Genomic DNA, 22522 nt, shown 5'->3' on the forward strand with positions numbered 1-22522 from the left:
ATTGATCACGCGGTTTGCAATTGTCGATGCAATGGACAGGGCGACGGACGTCGTCAACGATTCAGTCATCTCCCCGGCTGCTTGCGCGAACCGCGCCGCAGTGTTCTTCGCCAGCCTTTCTCCCCCAGGTTCCCCGTGTGTGCTTGCGTGCGACACAAGTCTGCACGCGCGCGCCGCGCCATCTTCCTGAATTCGAATGACCGAACCGGTACTTGATGCCGGAGCCTGACTGGCGGGGCGCGTGCTGTCTCTGCCTGATCACAAAAATAATGCAGTCATGGACGGTAGCCTCCGATGCTCGACAACACTTCCTTGCGTGGGACGAATTCCGCGCAGCCCGACGTTTCATCCTTGATTCCGTTCGACACCGATCTGTGTGTGCACGGTCTGTTTGAAGCGCAGGTGCTGCGCAACCCCGAGGCCATTGCCGTCCGCTGGCAGGAAGAGGCGCTCAGTTACCGCGATCTCAACGCCCGCGCCAACCGTTTGGCCCATCACCTGCGCAGCCTCGGCGTCGGGCCGGACGTGCGAGTCGGGATTTGCCTCGAGCGTTCGCTGGAAATGCTGGTGGGCGTGCTTGCGGTGCTCAAGGCCGGTGGCGCCTATGTGCCGCTGGATCCGGCGTATCCGCAGGCGCGACTGGCGCACATGCTGGCCGACAGCGCGCCGCCGGTAGTGTTGACCCACGGTCAGGCGCGGCATGTTTTGTTGGTTGCGCTTGAACAGTCGGCCAATGCACCGACGGTGCTCGATCTGGGCGATTCAACGCATTGGGCTTCACAGTCACCTGACAATCCTGATCCTTACGCGACAGGCCTGACACCCCGGCACCTGGCCTACGTGATCTACACCTCGGGTTCGACCGGCACCCCGAAAGGCGTGATGGTCGAGCATCGCGGGCTGATCGCCGTGAGCGTTGCCTGGGCACAACTCTATGCCTTGGGCGAGCCGATCAACCACCTGCAAATGGCCGGGTTTTCCTTCGACGTGTTCAGCGCCGACCTGATTCGTGCACTGGGTTTTGGCGGCACGCTGGTGCTGTGCCCTCGGGACACTTTGATGGACCCGCCGGCCCTGTATCGTTTGATGCGTGAAGCGCAGATCGGTTTTGCCGACTTCGTCCCGGCGCTGCTCAATCCCTTGCTGGCCTGGGTTGAAGAGACCGGCCATGACTTGTCATTCCTGCGCACCGTGGTCTGCGGCTCGGACATCTGGACCGCCCACAGCGCCCGGCAATTGCGCAAGCTGTGCGGTGATCGGGTGCAGATCGTTCAGGCCTATGGCGTGACTGAAGCGAGCATCGACAGCACCTGTTTCGAGTTCACCGAAAGCAGTCAGGCCGACGGCGTACTGCCCATCGGCCGGGCGCTGCCCAACACCCGGATTTACCTGCTCAACGAGCAAGGCTTGCCCGTCGCCGAGGGTGTCGCAGGCGAGTTGTACGTCGGTGGCGTCGGCGTGGCGCGGGGTTATCTGAATCTGCCTCAACTGACCGCCGAGCGTTTCATCGACAGCCCGTTCGTGGCGGGCGAACGCCTTTACCGCACTGGGGATATGGCGCGTTGCCGGGCCGACGGCCAACTGGAATTTCTCGGCCGCAACGATTCCCAGGCCAAGTTGCGCGGTCTGCGTCTGGAACTGGGAGAAATCGAAACCCGGCTGGCGGACATCCCGGGCGTGCGCGAAAGCGTGGTGTTGCTGCGCCAGGACAGTCCCGGTGAACCGCGTCTGGTCGCCTACTACTGCGAAAAACCAGACACAACGCTGAGTCCGCGCTCCCTGCGTGAACAACTGAAAGTCAGTCTGCCGGACTACATGGTGCCGACCGCATTCGTGCGTCTCGAAGTACTGCCGCTGACCGCCAACGGCAAGGTTGATCGGCCCGGTTTACCGGCGCCGGACACCGAGGCGTTCGATCAGCAGGAATACCAGGTACCCCAAGGCTCGCTGGAAACCGCGCTCGCTGCGATCTGGGCCGACGTGCTCGGCGTTGAGCGGGTCGGGCGTGAGGATCAGTTCTTTGCCCTCGGCGGGCACTCGTTGCTGGTGATGCGCGTGCTGGCGCAGGTTCGCCATACGCTGGGGCTGGAAGTCGCGCCGTCGACGCTGTTTGCCGCACCCGTTCTGAAGCTGTTCGCCGAACGGTTGCAAGCCAGTCAGGCTGCGGCTCGTCCAGCCATTACGGCCCTTGAACGGACGGGCGCGCAAACGTTGTCGTCTGCCCAGCAGCGCCTGTGGTTTCTGGCACAAATGGAGGGCGGTAACGCGGCGTATCACATGCCATTGAACCTGCGTTTGCGGGGTTCGCTGGACGTTCCGGCGCTCGAACGCAGCTTCAATCAACTGGTGGCGCGCCATGCTGCGCTGCGCACGACATTCATCGCCGTTGAAGGGGAAGGGCGGCAGCAGGTTTCGCCTCCCGCGCACAGCATTCGACTGACCGTCACCGATCTGCAAGGTCCCGTTGCTCAAGAGCGTCTCACCCGGTTGATCGACGAAGAGGGCGCCCGGCCGTTCGATCTGAGCAGTGGCCCGCTGATGCGCGTAAGTCTGGTGCGACTGGCGGCGGATGACCATGTGCTGATGCTGACCCAGCACCACATCATCTCCGATGGCTGGTCGATGGGCGTGCTCACCCGGGAACTGGGGCAACTGTATGAAGCGGCGTTGCAGGATCGCGATGATCCGCTGCCGCCATTGCCCGTGCAGTACGTGGATTACGCCGTGTGGCAGAAGCAATGGCTGACCGGCGACGTGCTGGAGCAGCAAAGCCGTTACTGGCGCGAAACCCTTACCGGCGCGCCGGTACTGCTGGAGTTGCCGACCGATCACAAGCGTCCGCCCGTGCAGGATTATCTCGGCGGTTTTGTCCCGCTGGTCTTCGACGAAGTCTTGACCGCACGCCTGAAGGCTCTGGGCATGCAGCAAGGCACCACGCTGTTCATGAATCTGCTGGCCGGTTTTTCGCTGTTGCTGTCGCGTCTGTCGGGGCAGGACGATGTGGTGATCGGCGTGCCATCGGCCAACCGTCCGCAGCAGGAACTGGAAGGGCTGATCGGTTTCTTCGTCAACACACTCGCGCTGCGCATGACCCGGTCCGGCACGCCGTCAGTGGCGCAATGGCTGCAGCAGGCGCGCCGGGTGGCGCTGGGCGCTCAGGAACATCAGGACCTGCCGTTCGAGCAAGTGGTGGAATTGCTCAATCCACCGCGCAGTCTGGCCCACAGTCCATTGTTCCAGGTGCTGTTTGCCTGGGAGCAGGATCAGGATTCCGATCTGCTGTTGACCGGGCTCGACGTCACCCCGGTCGAAAGCAGCCATCACGTGGCCAAGTTCGATCTGCAACTGGCACTCCATGAGCGTGACGGGCAAATCGTCGGCGGTCTGGAATACGCCTCGGGCCTGTTCGAACGCGGCACCGCCAAGCAGTTTGGCGAGTACCTGCGCCGGGTGCTGATGCAGATGGTCGAGGACAGCGAGCAGCCGCTGACGAGGATCAAGCTGCTGAGCGCCGAGCAACACCGGCAGATCATTCATGACTGGAACCGCACGGCACGGGATACGTTGTCAGTGCCCGGTTGTGTGGCGCGATTCGAAACACAGGCTCGGCAAACGCATGACGCCGTGGCGTTGCTCGCCGACCGTGAGCAACTGAGCTACGGCGACCTGAATCGCGCCGCCAACCGACTCGCGCATTACCTGATCGAACAAGGCGTCGGCCCCGAACATCGCGTCGGCCTGTGCCTGGAACGCTCGCCACAAATGGTTATCGGCCTGTTGGCGATCCTCAAGGCCGGCGCGGCGTACGTGCCGTTCGATCCGGCTTACCCGAGCGAGCGTCTGGCGTTCATGTTCAGCGATGCCGCGCCGACCTTGCTGTTGACGCAATCGAGCCTGATGGCCGGGCTGCCGGCCAACGAGGCGAAGATCTGCTGCCTGGACACTGACGCATCGCAATGGGCACAACACCCCACTGATGATCCACAGGTCACGGTGGCCCCGGAAAACCTCGGCTACGTGCTCTACACCTCCGGCTCCACCGGCCGCCCCAAAGGCGTCGCCCACAGCCGTCGCGCACTGGACAATCTGATTGCCTGGCAGCTCGACCAGACCACGGCACCACAGCGCGTTCTGCAATTCGCCTCGCTGAACTTCGACGTTTCTTTCCAGGAAGTCTGCAGCACGCTTTGCCAGGGCGGCAGCCTGTTGTTGATGACCGAAGACAGCCGCAAGGACCTTGCGGCGCTGCGCCCGACCCTGGTGGCCGAAGGCGTGCAACGGGCGTTCCTGCCATTCGCCGTGTTGCAGCAACTCGCCGGCCTGACCGAGGCCGATGCTCCGATGCCGGCCGGCGGTTGCGAAATCATCACCGCCGGCGAAGCCCTGCAAATCAATGATGAGCTGCGCGGGTTTGTCCGCGGGCTCGGCGGCGCGCAGTTGCACAACCAGTACGGACCGACCGAAACCCATGTGGTCAGCCAGTTCAGTCTCGACTGCAACGAGGCCGAATCCTGGCCGGACGCGCCGCCCATCGGCCGGCCCATCGCCAATGCGCGGCTGTACGTGCTGGATGAGCACTTGAATCCAGTCCCGGTCGGCGTGACGGGCGAGTTGTACATCGCCGGCGCCTGTCTGGCCCGGGGGTACCTGAACCGCCCGGACCTGACCGCCGAACGTTTCCTGCCGGACCCGTTCAGCGATGAGCCGGGTGCGCGGATGTACCGCAGCGGTGACCTCGCGAAGTTCCAGGCTGACGGCAACGTGCAATACCTGGGACGCATCGACCAACAGGTGAAGCTGCGCGGTTTCCGCATCGAACTCGGCGAGATCGACAGTCTGTTGCACCAGCAGCCCGGCGTGCAGGAAGCCGCCGTATTGCTGCGTGAAGACGTGGCCGGGGACAAGCGTCTGGTGGCCTATGTGGTCGGCTCGGCAACCAGCGAAGTGTTGCGCGCCGAATTGCAACGCCAGTTGCCCGAACACATGATCCCGAGTGCCTGGGTCCGGCTCTCGCAACTGCCGCTGACCCGCAACGGCAAGCTCGACCGACAGTCGCTGCCGGCGCCGGAACGCAGCGCCGGGGCGACTTACGAGGCGCCGCGCAACGACACCGAACGGCAGATGGCCGAAATCTGGGCCGAAGTGCTCAAGTGCGAGCGGGTCGGCATTCACGACAATTTCTTTGATCTTGGCGGCCACTCGCTGCTGGCTACACGGATGATCTACGCGATCAACCAGCGCATGGGCGCGCAACTGTCCCTGAGCAGTCTGTTCCAGACGCCGGTGTTGCTGGATCTGGCGGCGCAGGTCTCGCGTAATGAACAGAGTGAAGAACCGGCGTTCATCCAGATCGAGCCGGATCGCGGCAATCGACATGAACCGTTCCCCCTGACCGATATCCAGCAGGCCTACTGGTTCGGTCGAGAGGCCACGGTCAGCCTCGGCGGCGTCAGCGCCCACGGCTATGAAGAGCTGCGCATTCCCGAGTTCGATGCCGAACGTTTCGAGCAGGCGTTGAATCGCATGATCCAGCGTCACGACATGCTGCGCGTGGTGTTCCTCAGCGACGGCACGCAGCAGGTTCTGGCGCAGGTGCCGACCTATCACATGCCGCGCAGCGATCTGCGCGGTTTGCCCGCCGACGTGGCGCAACGCACCCTTGAAGCAACCCGCGAACGTCAGTCCCATCAGGTGCTGGATGCCAGTCGCTGGCCGCTGTTCGAGTTCAGCCTGTCGTTGCTTGATGACGGCATCACTCATTTGCATATCAGCCTTGATGCGTTGATTGTCGACGCCGCGAGCACGCAGATTCTCGCTCGCGAACTGATGGCGTTCTACGTTGATCCGAACCTGGAGCTGGCAGAGCCGGGCCTGACTTTCCGCGACTATGTGCTGGCCGAACAGCAGCTGCGCAACGGCCGCCGCTACGAGCAGGCGCTGGGCTACTGGCGCGAGCGGGTGACCACTCTGGCCCCGGCGCCGGACCTGCCGCTGGTGCGTCAACCCGAAAGCATTGCCAACCCGCACTTCACCCGCCGTGATCGCGACATGTCGGCGGCGCAGTGGGCGCAGCTCAAGGCCGTGGCCAAACAGTTTGCGGTGACGCCGTCGGTGATGCTGCTGACCGCGTTCAGCGAAGTGCTGGCGCTGTGGAGCCGCACGCCGCGTTTCACCCTGAGCCTGCCGCTCTTCAACCGCATGCCGCTGCATTCGGACGTTGATGAAATCATCGGCGACTTCACCTCGCTGGTGCTGCTGGAAGTCGGCATCGACGGAACACAAACCTTTACCGACAAGGCCCGTGCCGTGCAGGCGCGGCTCTGGCAAGACATTGATCACTCAGTGGTCAGCGGTGTCCGGGTGCTGCGCGAACTGTCCCAGGCTCGCGGCGTGCAGCAGACGGCGATGCCGATCGTGTTCAACAGCACGCTGTCGGAAGCGGCGCCGGAACTGGCCGAATTTAACCTGGCCGACGCGTTGAACGCCAAGCACATGCACAGCATCACTCAGACCCCACAGGTATGGCTCGACCACACGTTGCTGGAGCTGGAAGGGCGGCTGTTGTTCAACTGGGACAGCATCGACGAACTGTTCCCGCAAGGCATGATCGAGCAGATGTTTGTCGCCTATAACACGCTGCTGGATCGCCTGTGCGAGCCGCAAGCATGGGCCGCGAACACGCCACAACTGCTGCCGCAGGCACGGTTGCCGGCACCGGTCGATATTCAGCAAACGCTGCCATTGATGCACGAACTGTTCGAACGTCAGGCCCTGGCCACACCGGATGCACTGGCAGTGATCGGCACGCGACAGCTGACGTACGCCCAGTTGCGCAGCGAGGCCCGACAACTCGGCGCCCGGCTGCAAGCGCAGGGCGTGGTGCCAAACCGGTTGGTGGCGGTGGTGATGGAGCGCGGCTGGGAACAAGTGGTCGCAACGCTGGCGATTCTGTACGCTGGCGGCGCTTACCTGCCCATCGAACCGACTCAGCCAGCGGAGCGGTTGCGGCATATTCTGGAGCGGGCCGAGGCGAGTCTGGCCCTGACCCAACCGGCGCTACTCGACAAGATCGAATGGCCGACGCAGGTCACGGCCATTGCCGTGACCGATGAAGTCTCAAACGATGGACTGCCACTGCAACCGGTGCAGGTGAACGAAAGCGATCTCGCTTACGTGATCTACACCTCCGGCTCCACCGGCCAGCCCAAAGGCGTGGTGATCAACCATCGCGGTGCGGTCAACACCTTGCTCGACATCAACCGCCGTTTTGCCGTTGGCCCGACCGACCGCGTATTGGCGATCTCGTCGCTGAGTTTCGACCTGTCGGTCTATGACTTCTTCGGCTCGCTGGCCGTGGGCGCGGCAGTGGTCATCCTCGACCCGCAACTGACCCTCGATCCGGCGCACTGGCTCGCATTGATCCAGCGTCATCAGGTCAGCCTGTGGAACTCGGTGCCGGCGCTGCTCGGCATGCTGGTCGAGTACGTGGAGGGCGAGGGCGGCGTGTTGCCCGCCAGCCTGCGGGTGGCGATGCTGTCCGGCGACTGGATTCCCCTGACCTTGCCCGAGCGGGCGTGGGCCTTGCAGCCTGAGTTACAACTGATCAGCCTCGGTGGCGCCACCGAAGCGTCGATCTGGTCGATCTACTATTCCGTGCAACAGGTCGACCCGGCCTGGCGCAGCATTCCCTACGGCAAGGCCCTCGATCACCAGCGTTTCTACGTGCTGGACGAAGCGTTGCAGGTTCGCCCGACCTGGGTCGCGGGGCAGCTGTACATCGGTGGTATCGGTCTGGCGAAAGGTTACTGGCGCGATGAAAAACTCAGCGCGGGCAGTTTCTTCAATCATCCACTGACCGGCGAACGGCTGTATCGCACTGGTGACCTTGGCCGCTTGCTGCCGGACGGCAACATCGAGTTCCTCGGTCGCGAAGACAATCAGGTCAAGGTCCAGGGCTATCGCATCGAACTGGGCGAGATCGAAGCCGCGCTCAATCGCCATCCCGGCGTGCAGAGCGCGGTGGTGCGGATTCTTGGCAGCACGCTGGGCGAGAAACGTCTGGCGGGTTATGTGCTCAAGGCCGATCCGGCGTTGCAGGCCAGTGATTTCACCGACTACCTGACGGACAAACTGCCGGCGTACATGATTCCGACGTCGTTCACCTTCGTCGAAGCGTGGCCGTTGTCGTCCAACGGCAAGGTCGACAAGAAGCGCCTGCCGGAACCGGTGCAAGCCGAAGAGCAAGGGCCGGAACTTGAAGTCGATGGCCCGCAGGAGCAACGGCTGGTGGACATCGTGCAGGGCGTGCTCAAGCGCGAATCGATTGCCGCCAACGCCAACCTGCTGAACCTCGGTGCGACCTCGATCGATATCGTCCGGATCAGCAACGCCTTGTCCGGCGCTTTGCAGTTCCGCCCGCACGTGGCGCAACTGCTGGCGCAGCCGACATTGCTGCATCTGCTTGGCATGTACCGCCAGAACCGCGCGCGGCAGGATCTGCTCGGCAACGTGCAGCAGGCCCCGGAGCCCGTGCAGGACATCATCGAAGATCCACAGCAGCGGGCGCAGTTCAAAGCCGAGCAACGTGGGCGTCGTGACTTCGCTCAAGCCTTGCCAGCAGTGGCATTGGACTTGCCGCAAGACCCGGCCTTCGCCCGGCGGTTAAGTGATTACCGCTCGGTGCGCCAGTTCGGCGAGCAGTCGATTGCCACTCAAGCCTTCGCGCACTTGTTGGCGGCACTGGCTCAGGGGCAACTCGACGGTGAGGTGAAATACCAGTTCCCGTCGGCGGGCGGGTTGTACCCGATTCAGGCGTACCTCTACGTCAAGCCGGATCGCGTGCTCGGCGTGCCTGGTGGCGCGTATTACTACGATCCCCGCCAGCATCGTTTGCTGGCACTCCAGAGTGGATTGCTCGACCCGGACACCTACGACTATTTCGTCAATCGCCCGGTGTACGAGAACGCCGCGTTCTCGCTGTTCTTCATCGCCGACATGGCCGCGATCCGCCCGCTGTATGGCGAGCGCAGCCGTGATTTCTGCCACATCGAAAGCGGCGCCATGGCCCAGTTGCTGAGCATGACTGCTGTTCAGCAGGGCCTGGGTCTCTGCGGAATAGGCTCGGTCGAGGAGCAGCAATTGACGGCGCTGTTCGATCTCGGGCCAAGCCATGAATTGATCTACTCGATGATCGGCGGGCTGCGCACGGCCGATGAACAATACCGCGCGCCGGTCGAGGCATTTGCCATCGAGCCCGTGACCGCAAGCCTGGACGACGAAGACATGGAGGAGTTCGAAGTATGAATGCCGATCAATTGCTGGCGTTGTTCGCTCACCATGGCGTGGTACTTGAGGTGGACGGTGACAGGCTGCGCTGCAAGGCGCCTCGCGGGTTTCTCAACGAAGAGCTGACCCAGGCGCTGAAGCTCCACAAGCAGGAACTGATTGTGTTGCTCGGCGGGCATGATGACGCGGCGATTCCCCGCCGTGCCGGCGCGCACGCGTCCTGGCCGTTGTCGTTCTCGCAACGGCAACTGTGGTTTCTCGATCAACTGGAACCCGGCAACCCGTTCTACAACGTGCCCACGGCCGTGACGCTCAAGGGGCAGTTGGACGTTGCACAACTGGAGCGGGCGCTGAACGAACTGGTCGCCCGCCACGAAATCCTGCGCACGACGTTTTGCAGTGTGGACAGCGAGCCGCGTCAGGTGGTGCAGCCGTCGATGCCGCTGTCGTTGTCGGTGACGGATCTGCGCCAGTTGCCTGCCGGAGAGCGTGAGCAGCAAGTCCGAATCGCCGTCGAGCAGGACGCCCGGGCGCCGTTCGATCTGGCCACCGGCCCATTGCTGCGTGCGTCGTTACTGCGCCTGGCCGACGACGAACATCTGTGGCTCTACAGCGTGCACCACATCATCGCCGACGGCTGGTCGATGGGCGTGATCCTGCATGAAGTCGCCACGCTGTATGGCGATTATCTGCGTGGCGAAACGTCGAGTCTTGTGCCGTTGCCGGTGCAATACGCCGACTATGCCTGCTGGCAGCAACAGCGCGTGGGCGGTGCGGCGCTGGATGCTCAAATTGATTACTGGCGTCGCACCCTGGACGACGCGCCGCTGTTGTCGACCATGCCCGCCGACCGGCCGCGACCGTTGGTGCAGCGCTATGTGGGCGCCACTTTCAGTTCCTCCGTCGATGGCGGCACCTTGCGCGAACTCACGGCGCTGGCCCGCCAGACTCAGGGCACGCTGTTCAACGTGCTGCTGGGCGCATTGTCAGTGTTGTTGTGGCGCCACAGCGGCCAACAGGACTTGTGCATCGGCACGCCGTTCGCCAACCGCAACCGCCCGGAAATCGAGCCGCTGATCGGTCACTTCGTCAACACGCTGGTACTGCGCCAGCGCCTGAATCCGCAGCAGACCTTCGCCGAACTGTTGCGTGAAGTCCGTGGCCAGATGCTCGACGTCCACGCCCATCAGGATGTGCCGTTCGACCGTGTGGTCGAAGCCGTCAACCCGCGCCGTGATCCCGGCCATTCGCCGTTGTTTCAGGTGATGCTGGTGTTGCAGAACACACCCGGCAGCGGCGTGCAGATGTCCGGCCTGGAGCTGGCGCCATACAGCACCAGCAGCGCGACGGCCAAGTTCGACCTGGCGTTCGAATGGGTCGAACGGGAAGGGCGGCTGGACCTGTTGGTGGAATACAACACCGACCTCTACGACGTCTCGACTATCGAACGTCTGAGCGGGCACTACCGTCATCTGCTGGAACAGATCGCCGTTGATGCCAAGCAACCGATCAATGCGCTGCCGCTGATGACCGAGGCCGAGCGTCAGCAGGTGCTGATCGACTTCAACCGCACCGCGCCGCTGTCACAACCGGCGCAATGCGTGCACCAATTGGTCGAAGCACAGGCCGCGAGCAACCCTCAGGCTTGCGCAGTGGTGTTCGAGGGCGAATCGCTGAGCTACGCCGAACTCAATGCCCGGGCCAACCGACTGGCCCGGTACTTGCGCACATTGGGTGTCGGCCCGGATGTACTCGTGGCGGTGTGCATCGAGCGTTCGCTGGAATTGCCGGTGGCGCTGCTGGCGGTGCTCAAGGCTGGCGGCGCCTATGTGCCGCTGGATCCGGATTATCCGCTGGGACGCCTGAGCCATATGCTCGGTGACAGCAGGCCAGCGGTGTTGCTGACCCTCGGCTCATCGCACGGGATTTTGCGTCAGGCCATGCAAGACTCGACCTGGGAAGCGCCGATTCTTGATCTCGAAAAGGATGCCGCGAGCTGGGCGTCGTTGCCTGCCGACAATCTCGACCCACGCAATGTCGGCGTCACCCCTGACCATCTCGCCTACGTGATCTACACCTCCGGCACCACCGGTTTGCCCAAGGGCGCGATGGTTGCCCACCGTGGCCTGAGCAATCTGCTGCTGTGGTGTTTGCAGGTCTGCGGCGAAGCGGGGGCGATGCTGCACAAGATCCCGTTCGGTTTCGATGCCTCGGCGTGGGAGACGTTCTGGCCGTTGGCAACCGGCGGAAGGCTGGTGATTGCGCGGCCCGGCGGGCATTACGAACCGGCGTATCTGGCGCGCGAGGTGCGAGAGCAGCAGGTCACGGCGTTGGTGTTCGTGCCGGCGATGTTGCAGTTGTTTCTGGACGTCGAGGAAGTCAGCCTGTGCGCGTCGCTGACCGATGTGTTCAGCGGCGGCGGTGAACTGCCGCCCGCCCTGGCCCGGCGTTTTCAGGAGCGCTTGCCCCACGCGCGCCTGCACAACGTCTACGGTCCGACCGAAACCACGGTGATCAACAGCGTCTGGACCCTGGAGCCCGGCGCCGAAGTACCGGCCCGGCAACTGCCGATCGGCCGGCCGATTTCCAACAACCGTTTTTACGTACTCGATGACCGCGACAAGCCGGTGCCGGTGGGTGTCACCGGGCAGTTGCACATCGGTGGCGTCGGCGTTGCCCGAGGGTATCTGGGGCTGGCGCAGCTCAGTGCCGAGCGCTTTATCGACAATCCGTTTGTGACAGGCGATCGCCTCTATCGCAGCGGCGATCTGGCGCGCTATCGCCCGGACGGTCAGCTGGAATTTCTCGGTCGCAACGACTTCCAGGTCAAGTTGCGCGGCGTGCGCCTGGAACTGGGCGAGATCGAAACCCGGCTCGAAGCGTTTCCCGGCATTCGCAGCGCCGTGGTGCTGATGGTCGGCGAAGCGGCGCAAGACCAGCGTTTGGTGGCCTGTTGCATGGTCGCCGAGTCGATGGATGAAGCGGCGGTGCAGGCCCATCTGGCGACGACGCTGCCACGTGCGGTGGTCCCCGCCAGTTATCTGTGGCTCGACGCGCTACCGCTGACCGCCAATGGCAAGGTCGACCGTGCTGCGCTGACGGCGTTGGCGGACGAGGAAATGGTCAATCGTCAGGTCAACCTGAGCAGCCCGCGCGATCACATCGAACTGACGCTGTACCAGATATGGAAACGCCTGTTGCTGGTGCCGCAGATCGGCATTCGCGACAACTTCTTCAGCGTCGGCGGCACCTCCATCGCCGCGATCAAGATGGCCCATGAAATCAGCCAGGTGTTCGCGGTTGAGATGCCGGTGCGCGTGGTGCTCAGCTATCCGACCATCGAGGCTCTGGGCGGCTGGTTGCGGGTCGGGGCCAACCCGGCGGTTGCGCAGGGCAACCTGATCGAGTTCCGGCGCGGCAGCGGCCAGCACAACGTGGTGTGCATTCATCCGGCGGGCGGAACGGCGTTCTGTTACCTGTCGCTGGCCAAGGTGCTGCCGGATGAAACCGGCGTCTATGGGGTGCAATCGCCGGGATTGAATCCGGGGGAGAGCACCGAGCCGACGGTCGAAGCGATGGCCGAGGCTTATTTGCGCCAGATCGAACCGCTGACGCAGCAGCCGCTGATCCTCACCGGGCTGTCGTTCGGCGGTCTGGTGGCTTATGAAATGGCGCGGCGGTTGACGGCGGCCGGGCATCGGCAGGTGACGGTGGTGCTGCTCGATACCCAGGGCAGCGACGATCCGGGTTTCCGCGAGCAGATCGGCACCGTGGACATGGCTGAATTCCGCGACAAACTGGTGCGCTTCAATGGCATGTACCCCGGCATCGAAGACGCCCAGGTCGAACGCTACTTCAACATCTACAACCACAACCGTCTGGCGATGGCCGCCTATGAGTGCGCGCCGCGTACCGGTCGCGTGGTGCTGATTCAGGCCCGGGAAGATTTCAGCCGTCATCAGTTGCATGAACTGCGCGGCTTCTGGCGTCGCCGCGCGGGCAGCGGCTATCTGGCGAAACTGGTCAGCGGCGGGCACTGGGACATTCTCGAAAGCGCGGAAATCCATCGGGTTTCGCAAATCATCCGTCGGGAGCTGCATCGCTTCGACGCGCAGGAGGCGAAATGATGAGCGCGTCCAATCACATGACACTGCTCGCACGCTTTGCCGAACAGGTGCGGCGCAATCCGCAAGCTCCGGCCGTCATCGACGGGTCGGTAACCCTGACTTACGCGGAACTGGCCAGCGCCAGCGAGCGCATCGCGAGGGGGTTGCTGGCGCGTGGCGTCAGTCCGGGCCAGTCGCTGGCGCTGTGCATGCCGCGTTGCTGGCAATGGCTGGCGGTGATTATCGGTGCGTTGAAAGTCGGCGCGGTGGTGGTGCCGCTGGATCGAGTCAGCCCACGTACACGCCGCGAATTGATGTTGGCAGATGCGGCGTGTGTCGGCCTGATTACCCTGGATGAAGAACCGCTGTGGTCGGCTTCGCTATGGCAAACCAGCGTCGAGGCCTTGCTCGATCAACCGGATGCTCCGCCGCAAGCGCTGGCCGAAGATTTTGCCGAGGTGATGTTCCTGTTCTACACCTCGGGCACCACCGGTACGCCGAAAGCGGTCGAGGTTGGCGAACGCGGCTTGCTACGGCTGGCGCACACTGACGGCTATATCGAGATTCGCCCAACGGATAGATTCGCCTGCCTGTCCAACCCGGCGTTCGATGCGTGCAGTTTCGAGCTGTGGGCGCCGCTGCTCAACGGCGGTTGCTGCGTGATGATCGCCGACGAGGACGTGCTGGATGCCCGGCGTCTGGCCGAGGTGCTGGAGCGCACGCAGGTCGACAACCTGTTCATGACGGTGTCGCTGTTCAACACCTTGATCGCCGAGTGGCCGTCATGCTTTTCCAGCGTGCGGCAGGTGCTGATCGGCGGTGAGCAGATCAGCGCCGCCGCTGTGCGTGCCTGGTATCGGGCCAATCCTGAGAGCCAGTGCCGGATTTACAACGTCTATGGCCCCACCGAATGCACCACGTTTGCCCTGTGCTGGCCGATCAGCCGCGACTTTGCCGGCGACTCGGTGCCCATTGGCCGATCGTTGCCGGATACCGGTGTGCAGGTGCTGGATGAGCAGCAACGACCGGTACCGGCGGGTGAGGTGGGCGAGCTGTATTTGAGCGGCAGCGGTGTCGCCCGTGGCTACCGCAACCGGCCCGAAGAAACGGCCCGCCAGTTTGTCCGTTTGCCCGACCTCGACGGTGGCGCACACGTCCATTACCGCACCGGCGATCTGGTGCGGCGCAATGCCGAAGGCTTGATCGAATACCTGGGGCGGGTCGACCGGCAGGTGAAGATCCGTGGTTTCCGGATCGAGCCGGGGGAGGTGGAGCAACGGATACTGGAGCATCCGGGCGTGGCGCAGGTGTATGTCTGCACCCGGCGTCAGGCGGCTGAAGATCATCAGCTGTTGGCGTTCATCGTGCCGCGCGGGGAACTGGGTTATCACGAATTCGAAACCCACCTGCGGGTGCAACTGGCGCCTTACATGCGGCCGCATCATTTGTTCCTGCTCGAGCGCCTGCCGTTGACGGCCAATGGCAAGATCGATCGCGACAGCTTGTTGGGTCAGGCGCTGAGCCCATGGCATGCAGCGTTGGCGGTTACGGAGGACGATAACGCTTCACCGGCGCTGGACTGGTTGCTGAGTCAGGCGCGTTCGCTGCTCGGTCAACCGAGCCTGAGTGCACAGGATGACTGGCTGGGCAGTGGCGGCGATTCGCTCAAGGCCATGCGTTTGCGTTCGGCGATTCGAACGCATTGGCAGCGCGAGATCACACTCGACCGGTTGCTCAACGAGCCTTTCACGGCACTGGCCGAGCAACTGACCGATGAACTGAATCGCGATTCGATCTATCCACCCGCACCGCCCATCAGCGGAGTCCGACGCTTGCCGGCCACCGCTGAACAGCGGCGCCTGTGGCTGTTGCAGCAACGTACGCCGACCTCGACCGCATACAGCGTGCCACTGATTCTGCATCTGGCGGCAGGTGTCGATCCATTGGCGCTGGCCGAGGCGGTGGGGCGTCTGGTGATGCGTCATCCCGGATTGCGCACGGCTTTCGTACCCGGCGCCGATGGCCTCGATCAGGTGATCGCGGAACAAGGGCCGGCCTGCCGCACCTTCGCCGTCGGGCATTTTACCGAGGACAACTGGCAGGCTTTTGCAGAACTGGTGTTCGGCACGCCGTTCGATCTGACCGCGCCGAACCTGTTTCAGGCCTGGCTGCTGCCGTTCGCAGATGGCAGCTGTCGGCTGTTGTTGAACCTGCATCACATCATCGTTGATGGCTGGTCGGTGAATGTACTGTTCGACGATTTGGCGCAGCTCTACACCGACGCCGTTCAGGGTTGCGAAAGCCCTGAGCCGTCAGCGCGGCTGACAACGCTGGAATTTGGCCAGTGGCAGCGGCAGTGGAGCGTCGACCCGCATTATCGCGACCAGCGTCGCGCCCTGGCCGAATTGCATCGTTGGCAGGAAGAACCGTCCCCCGCGCTGATGCCGATGCGCGACGTCACCCCGGACGCCAGACTGCACCGGGAAGCCCTGGGCACCGTGCGCAGCGCCGCGCTCGAACGGTTCTGCACGCAACATCGGCTGACCCGTTTCGAAGTGCTGTTCAGTGTCTTCGCCTGGAGTCTTTACGCCCTGACCGGGTGCGAGCGGCCACGGATCGCCAGCCCGGTGTCCAACCGGCCATTGGCGGAGTTCGAGGACAGCGTCGGCATGTTTGCCAACACGGTGCTGATTCCGACTGCCGTAGACCACGCTCTGACGTTGAGCGAGCAACTGCATCAACAGACCACCACCGTGCGTGAGGTGCTGAGCCTGCAAGACGTGGCGCTGGCGGATCTGGTGGAAGACCTGCGGCTGTCGTCGAGTACCGCGCTGTTCGACTTCATGTTCGTGCTGGAAAACACCGACTACGCCGCACTGGCCGATTCAAACCTGCGCGCCACGCTGGAATTCAACAAGCACCTGCAAGCCAAGTGTCCGCTGACCTTGTTGATGGTGGGCAGCGGTTCGCAGCTGGAATGCTGGTGGGAATATCAGTGCAGTTACTTCGATGACGAACAGATGCGCGCGGTGAACGCGCTGTTCCGCCGGGGTCTGGATCTGCTGCTGGAAACTCCGGCGGCCATGCTGGACAGTCTGATCGGTCCTTATCGCCATGGCCTGGCACCGGCCAGCGAATGTCCGAAGGGCGAGCCGCCGTTCAACTCGCTGGCGGACTGGTTCGAGCATCAGGTGTATTGCACGCCGGATGCCACGGCGCTGGTTCAAGGTCAGCGTCGTTTCACTTATAGCGAGCTGAATGCACTGGCCGACGCTCTGGCCGCTGACTTGATCGAGCGTCATCCATTGCCGGCCGGGAACGCACCGCTGCATGTCGTGCTGTTTCTCGACGCGTCGGTGGAGCACATCGTTGCGTTGCTGGCGCTGGCGAAACTCAATCTGACCGCCGTGCCGCTGGATCCTGCTTATCCGGCGGCGATCCAGCGTCAGGTCCTGGAGCAGGCGCAGCCACATTGTGTGCTGGTCAGCGACATGATGGTGGCCGCACTCGATGACTTGACCGCCGGACGATTCGCAACGCATCGGGTTGATCTGCGCGCCGATGCCGGATCGTTCGAGCGCCCACGTCATGCCGGTGAACGACCGCTTTATACGCTGTTCACCTCCGGCTCGACCGGCACGCCCAAAGGTGTGCAAGTGTCCGAGCGCACTTTGTGTAACCTGCTGCAATGGCAACGCACCGAAGGACAGTTGCCACCCAAAGCGGTGACTTTGCAGTTCTCCATGCTGTCGTTCGACGTGTCGTTCCAGGAGATTTTCAGCACCCTGTGCGGCGGCGGTTGTTATCACCTGATCACGCCGCGCTGGCGTCAGGATGCCGAGGCGTTGCTGGGTTACATGGTCGAGGCGCGGATCGAGCGGTTGTTCCTTCCGTACGTGGCTTTGCAGCATCTGGCACAAACCGCCGTGGCCCGGGGCATTTATCCGTCGGCGTTGCGTGAAGTGATCACGGCTGGCGAGCAACTGCTCTGCACGGAGGCGCTGCGCAACTGGTTCGGCGGCATGCCGCAAGCCTCGTTGTTCAATCACTACGGCCCCACTGAAACCCATGTGGTCAGCGCCTTGCGCTTGCCTGCCGAAGCCCGGAACTGGCCGTTGCGCGCACCGATCGGCCGTGCTGTCGGCAATGCCCGACTGCTATTGGTCGATGAGCACGACCGCCCGGTGCCCAACGGTTGTCGTGGCTACCTGTTGGTGGCGGGACCGATGGTTGAACGTTGTTACCTGGCTGATCCTGCTCTGAACGCCGCGCGGTTTGTCGAGCTGGCAGACGGCTGTTTGTACTACCGCACCGGCGATCTGGCGTGGGTCGATGTCCAGGGGTGTCTGCATTACCTGGGGCGTGACGACCAACAGGTCAAACTCAGCGGTCATCGTCTGGAACTGGGGCAGATCGAGGCCGCGCTGATGCAAGCGCCCGAGGTAGTCAACGCGGTGGTAGCTGTTCAGACCGATCCCCCACGGCTGACCGCGTGGCTGCAACTCGATGGCGAGCCCGCGACGTCGCAACAACTGGACCGTCAGGTGGCACAACGACTCCCCGCCCATGTGCGGATCGATGAGTATCGACGGATCGACGTCTGGCCACGCACCCCGAGCGGCAAGATCGACCGCAAGGCATTGCCGGGTCTGGGCGAGGCGCTGGAGCGGCGCAGCACGCCACAAACGGGCGTGCCGTTGAATGGACTGGAACGGCAACTCAGCGAGCTGTTCCGTGATGTGATTGGCCGTGAAATCGAACTGGAACAAACCTTCTTCGAAGCCGGCGCCACCAGCCTTGGCCTGATGCGTCTGCACGCGCGTTACACCCAGGAGTTGTCGCACAAGGTGACGATGGCCGACCTGTTCGATCACGTCACCATACGGCGTCTGGCGGCGTATCTGTCGACCGCGCCAGTAGCGGCGGTAGAGCGTGTGCGGCAAGCCGATGCGGGCCATCAACCGATGGCGATCATCGGCATGTCGGTCAATGTGGCCGGGGCGCAGAACCTGGCCGAGTTCTGGGCGATGGTGCAAGGCAACGGGTTGGGCATCGAACGCTTTACCGCTGATGAAGGCCTGATCGGTGCCCGCAGCCAACTGGCCGGCATGCTCGATTTCGATCCCGAGTACTTCGGCATCAGCCGTCAGGAAGCGCGACTGATGGACCCGCAACAGCGGCATCTGCTAATGGGGTGCGTGCAGGCCCTGCAACACGCGGCCATCGTTCCCTCCGCTGACGGGCCGCGCATCGGCCTGATCGCCAGTTGCGGCGAGACTACGTACTTCCAGCAGATGCTGCGCGAGACCGCTGAAGGTGATCTGCCGGACGGTTTCCAGATGGCGCTGCATCACGACAAGGACTTTCTGGCGACCAAAGCTGCGTATCACCTGGACCTCAACGGCCCGGCCATGAGCGTGCAGGCGGCTTGTGGCAGTTCATTGATCGCGGTGCACCTGGCCAGTTCGATGCTGCGCCAGGGCGACAGTGACGTGATGCTGGCGGCCGGTGTGCTGATCGACCCGACGTTGACCGATGGCTACCGTCATCGCTCGCAGCACATCTTTTCCGCCGATGGCCTATGCCGTCCGTTCAGCGACGACGCCAGTGGGACTATCGGCGCCAGCGGTTATGGGGTGGTGGTGCTCAAGCCGCTGGCCAGGGCGCGGGCGGATGGCGACCGGATCTATGCGTTGCTCGAAGGCTCGGCGTTGAACAACGATGGCCGAGGCAAGATGAGTTACACCGCGCCATCGGTGGCCGGGCAGAGCGCGGTCATCAGTGATGCCTTGAGTCGTGCCGGATTGACTGGTGCCGACATCGGCTACATCGAAGCCCACGGCACCGGCACCTTGTTGGGGGATCCGATCGAAGTCGCGGCGCTGACCAAGGCCTTCGGCGAAGCACCGGCCGGCAGTTGCGCGCTGGCCTCGGTGAAAAGCCAGATCGGCCATTTGGGCGCGGCGGCGGGGGTGGTCGGGCTGATTCGCGCCAGCCTCGCAGTGTTCCATGGCGTGCTGCCGCCGAACCTCGGATTTGGCCGGATCAATCCGCAGATCGATCTGGAACACTCGCCGTTCTACGTGCCGACCACATCGCGGCCGTGGCCGGAAGGACGGCGGCGACTGGCGGGTGTCAGCAGTTTCGGGATCGGCGGGACCAACGCCCATGTGATTGTCGGCGCCGCACCCAAGGCGCAGGACTTGGCCGAGGAAACGCTGCCACTGCTGATGATCTCGGCTCACAGCCGACCGGAATTGCTGCGCGATATCGCGGCGATCCGGGCGAATCTGCAAACGCATCCAGAGCAGCACACCGCGTTGCTGCGGCACTTGCAGTCGGGTCGCAGGCAATTGCGCTGGCGTTTCGCGATGGTCTGCCAACCGGGAGACGACATTCCATTGCAGCCGACATCGATCAAGGAAGTGACTGCCTCCGGGACGCAACTGATCGCTCGGAATCAATCACCACAGGAACTGCTGGAGGCCTGGTACGACGGCGCAAACATCCAGTGGCCGCAACGCTCGGCACCGCCGCCCTGGGATCTGCCGCCATCGTCGTTCGACCTTCAGACTTATCGCTTTCAACCGGCGGTGGCGGCAGAAATCGCTGCGCCCGTTTCGGCAGGCATCGAGCGGCAACCGCTGGCGCAGTGGTTCCATCAGCGGCAGTGGGTGCGCAGCCGTCGTCTGAACGCGAAGACACTGGGCACCTCACGAGAGACGGTGATCCTTTGCAGCCATGACGCGCCCGGGGCGACGTTGCTGGAGCACTTGCGCACGGTTTATCGACGTGTGATTCAAGTACGCACCGGCAATGGCTTCAAGTGCCTTGGCACTGATCGTTTCGAGCTGGATCCGCTGGACACCGAAGCCCTGAGCCGATTGCTCGGTGAAGTGACCGAAGCTTCCCTCGGCGAGCTCGACTGGCTGCACACCTTGCCTTTGGCCGTATCTGGTGCGGTGAACGAACAATCCCTGGATCTGGCGCAGTGGGCCTGTCTGGACACGGTCAGCGCGCTGATGCAGGCCTGGGGGCAAACCCAACGGACGACAAGTCTGCGGTTGTGGTTGATGTCATGGCAGGCGTGCCCGGTGGACGGTGCAGTTCAGCGTCCTGAGCTGGCGGCATTGGCCGGGATCACCGAGGTGGTGCCTCAGGAATACCCGGTGCGTTGCCACTGGCTGGACTGGCCGTTGCCGCACCTCGATACGCAGGCCGGGGCGCTGACGGTGTTGCTAGGCGACCCGACGGCATTGCCTCGGCGAATGGCGGTGCGTGACGGCTACCTGTGGCAGCCACGGCTGATATCCCAGCCATTGCCGGACCCGGGGACGACTTCCAGCCTGTTGCCGGAGGAGGGCACGTTTCTGGTGCTGGGCGGCAGCGGCGGTATCGGTAGGACCTTGTGCGAACACCTGCTGCAAGCGCCCGCGCGGCGTGTGGTGTTGCTCTCGCGTCAGGGCCTGCTGCCTGCAAATCTGTCGGCTTATGCGTCGCGGATCGACTGCATTCAGGCCGACATCGCTGACCTGTCGCGCTGGCCGCAGGTACTCGATCAACTGGCCCGACGCTACGGTCAACTGACCGGGGTGATTCATGCGGCAGGTGTCGGTGCGGGCAGTCTGATTCGCCATCGCGATGCCCGGCAGATGGCCGACGCAATGGCGGCGAAGACGCGTGGCATGCTGGCCGTCGAAAGCCTGATCGATCAGCTTTCACCGGGTTTCGTTCTGTATTGCTCGTCGATGTCGGCACTGTTCGGCGGCGCAGGGCATCTGGACTATTCGGCAGCCAGCGGTGTGCTCGACGGCTTCGCGCATTACCGTCCGGACACGGCTAATGCTTGCCTGCGCCTGGGGATCAACTGGGATATCTGGCGCGACATCGGCATGGCCACGACCAGCAATGGCGGGGACGCTGCGCATCAGGAGCATCTGACGGTCGGCTTGTCGGCCGAAGAGGGGTGTCGGGTGTTTGATCTTGCGATGGCAGCGCAGTTGCCGCAGCTGCTGGTCTCCACCACAGGCATCGACACGGCGCGGCGTTTCTATCCGGTTCGCCATAGTGTCGTGGGTTCGCATGTGAAAGAGCCGAAGGGCGTGGATCTTTCCGTACGCCTGCGTGAATGCCTGTGCAAATGGCTCGGCGTGAGTGAGCTGGAGGACGACGATTCGCTGTACGACCTGGGCGCGGATTCGCTGACATTGCTGGACCTGATCGACGAGTTGCAAGCGGCCACCGGTGAGGTGTTCCAGCTGTCGCAGTTCAGTCACAAGGTCAGCCTGAGCGAGGTGTTGGGGCTGGTGGCGGCATGCTCGGTCGAGTCGCCAACCGCCATTCAGGGCAGTTGGAACGGCGCGGTGCGGATCGATCAGTGGCATGCCGGTTCCGGTCGCGAGCGGCTGTACCTGATCCATCCGGTGGGCGGCGATGTTCAGGCTTATCGGGAACTGGTGTCGGCGTTGCCTGTGGATCTTGGGGTGTGCGTGATTGCCGACCCTGCGTTGCGTCTGCCGACGCTGCCGAACATCAGCATTGTCGAGCGAGCCCGTTTTTATCTGGAGGCGATCAAGGCCCATATACCGGACGATTGTGCGTGGCGCCTGGCGGGTTGGTCGTTCGGTGCCTGGGTGGCGCAGGCGCTGTGTCAGCAAGCCCTGGCTGATGGCTTCAGGCAACCGCTGCTGTACCTGATCGACCCACCCGCGCCCGATGCCGGTGCGGAACTGGCCGGTATCGACGAGCAGACCATCGAGCAGGTGTTCCAGCGTGAATTCGCCCAGCGTTGGCCCGACGTCGAAGGGCAGGCGCTGTCCGAGGAACGTCAGGCTTACCTGCAACGGCTGACGGTGTGCTGCCGCAATAACATGGTCAGCATGGTCGACTTCCAGCCCCCCGCGTTGGTCGCTACACCGGTATGGATGTTCATCGCCGGGCACGCCAACCCTTATGGGCTGGGCAACGCCTGGAGCATGGATGACCTGCAACGCAACTGGCAGGCCTTGCTGCCGCAGTTGCAGAGCTGGCAGCGGCTGGACACCGATCACTACGGCATCGTCGCGGGGCACTGGGCGCGGATGCTGGCCGAGGTCATTGGCACGGAGGGACCGTCGATATGAATGAGCCGA

General features: G+C 63.4%; 3 protein-coding genes. All 3 read left to right on the forward strand.

From position 1 onward, the window contains the following. The first annotated feature begins 294 nt into the window (after positions 1 to 294). From ACW9HX_RS00615 to ACW9HX_RS00625, 3 genes are read left to right on the forward strand one after another with little or no spacing between them, the layout of a single operon-like run. Positions 295 to 9303, forward strand: a complete 9009-nt coding sequence (locus ACW9HX_RS00615) for an amino acid adenylation domain-containing protein (RefSeq protein ID WP_457379053.1) — start codon at positions 295 to 297, stop codon at positions 9301 to 9303. Further along, positions 9300 to 13412, forward strand: coding sequence for an amino acid adenylation domain-containing protein (locus tag ACW9HX_RS00620; protein ID WP_457379054.1), 4113 nt, complete (start codon positions 9300 to 9302; stop codon positions 13410 to 13412). Before ACW9HX_RS00615 ends, ACW9HX_RS00620 begins: the two co-directional genes overlap by 4 nt. Beyond that, positions 13409 to 22513, forward strand: coding sequence for an amino acid adenylation domain-containing protein (locus tag ACW9HX_RS00625; protein WP_457379055.1), 9105 nt, complete (start codon positions 13409 to 13411; stop codon positions 22511 to 22513). The genes ACW9HX_RS00620 and ACW9HX_RS00625 overlap by 4 nt, the downstream gene beginning before the upstream one ends. Positions 22514 to 22522 lie beyond the last annotated feature (9 nt).

The organism is Pseudomonas sp. SDO52101_S400 (genome assembly GCF_054071635.1).